The organism is Psychroserpens luteolus (assembly GCF_021032705.1).
Classification (GTDB): domain Bacteria; phylum Bacteroidota; class Bacteroidia; order Flavobacteriales; family Flavobacteriaceae; genus Psychroserpens; species Psychroserpens luteolus.
Genome location: NZ_JAHVXI010000033.1, coordinates 1 through 389 on the forward strand (window position 1 = coordinate 1; position 389 = coordinate 389).

The following is a 389-nucleotide window of genomic DNA, read 5'->3' on the forward strand; positions in this document are numbered from 1 at the left end:
CTGCATGGGTCCTTTCTAAAGCAGATTGATCTGATGTAGAAGTGATTATCACAGATCTAGCTAAACCATCCTCACCTAAGTGGTCAGTTAGAAATTCATTAACTTCTCTTCCTCGCTCACCAACTAAGCAAATAACGTTAACATCAGCCGTTAAGTTTTTCGCCAGTTTACCTAAGAGAGTACTCTTGCCAACGCCGCTGCCAGCGAAGATACCAATTCTTTGTCCTAACCCAATTGGTGTGAACATATCAATCGCTTTTACACCTGTTTCGAGTAGTTTATTAATAGGGGAACGCTCCAAAGGATTCGTTGGTTTTGTATAGAGAGGATATTCTGTAGCGCTTTCTAATTTGCCTTTATGATCAATTGGTTTACCAAAAGCATCGACT

1 pseudogene is annotated in these 389 nt (G+C 40.4%); it reads right to left on the minus strand.

Annotated elements, in window-relative coordinates:
• Nucleotides 1-389 (minus strand): annotated as a pseudogene (gene fliI / locus KWG70_RS17715) (flagellum-specific ATP synthase FliI); the annotation flags it as partial.